This window comes from Paenibacillus helianthi (assembly GCF_001909055.1).
Taxonomy (GTDB): Bacteria; Bacillota; Bacilli; order Paenibacillales; family Paenibacillaceae; genus Paenibacillus_AQ; species Paenibacillus_AQ helianthi.
In genome coordinates, this window is sequence record NZ_LVWI01000004.1 from 1 (window position 1) to 1,220 (window position 1,220).

At 50.9% G+C, this 1,220-nt stretch carries 2 protein-coding genes; both read right to left on the reverse strand.

The features are described 5' to 3' along the window. Positions 1 to 53 precede the first annotated feature (53 nt). The gene (locus tag A3844_RS06005) at positions 54 to 980 is read right to left on the reverse strand and encodes an IS3 family transposase (RefSeq protein WP_074106905.1); all 927 of its coding nucleotides are present in this window, start codon (positions 978 to 980) and stop codon (positions 54 to 56) included. Continuing rightward, positions 971 to 1,220 (reverse strand): transposase (locus A3844_RS06010; RefSeq protein ID WP_074106906.1); only part of this gene is annotated, 250 nt, incomplete at its 5' end. The genes A3844_RS06010 and A3844_RS06005, both read right to left, overlap by 10 nt.

Consider the following 1,220-nt stretch of genomic DNA (forward strand, 5'->3'; position numbering starts at 1 on the left):
CGGTTCAACCCCATAAAGTTGGACACTACCACGTTCATTCTTGCAAAATCGCACTAAAGTGCAATGGTCTTGGGAGATAGTAATTTTGCCTGTACCATTCGCAGATATTCCTGTGGCGGCCAGTCGTTTAGACTGCCGTGGATCCGGACGGTATTGTAATACCGAATGAAACGGTCTACTTCGGTAAAGGCTTCTTCCGTACTTTCAAAACAATGACGTTGGTAGCATTCCCGTTCCAAAATACTGTGAAACGACTCAATAAAGGCATTTTTGTTCGGCGTTCGTGGCGGGATGCGCTCGTGTTCCAAGCCCGCCTGCTCACAATACGCATAGAAGGCTTTGCTTACGAATTGGGGCCCATTGTCCGTACGGATTACCAGTGAGGCCTCATGTTGGCTTATCTTGCGGGCTCCTAGCGCCTTCTGTACGGTCTGTAGGATCTCGGGGGTGCGGCAGGTCGAACCCCGGTGGTAAGCGACTATCTTCCGGTCAAACACATCTATAACGCTGGCCAAGAAAAAGTGTCTGCGCTGGCCGGCTACGTATCCGTATTTAATATCCATTTGCCATAGCTGGTTGGGTCCGGTGACTACTCGGTTATTCGCAACTTTTCGAGGGACCGCGTTGGTTTTCTCCCGCTGTGGTGCCAGCAGGTTCAGAGATTTACAGAGCCGGTACACCTTCTTTTTGTTAATAAGCAGACCGTGTTTGCGCCGTAATAGGACCGTGAGCTTCCGGTAACCAAACGCGCCATCTGGTCCTTGTATCAAGCGACGTAGCCATGTTGTAATACGGACATCGTTCACCTGTGAGCCTGTCTTGTCGTACGAAAACCCGGGTACCGGACGGCCTTTACCCGCAGGCTGCCGAGGCTCTGGATGTTGGAGACGGTAATAGTAAGTGGAACGGGGAACCCCGCAGATTCGCAGCACGGTACGCACACGGTAGCCTTGTTCAATCCAATGGAATGCTACTTCCAGTCGGGGTACTTTTTTTTTACCAGGTCCCGTAGAATATGGATCTCCAGTTCTTTTTCGCCCAGCAGTTTAACAGCATCCTCGTACTTCTTCTGGAGGTCCTGAAATTGAGCCGCATCTTGCTGGATCTGCTTAGTTTCGTTTTGTTTTCTTACCATAAGGTCATCCACCTCATCCTGATATTGGCGAACCCAGTTTCCAAGGGTCTTGGGAGAGAGGCCATGCTTCCGGGCTACCGCCTCT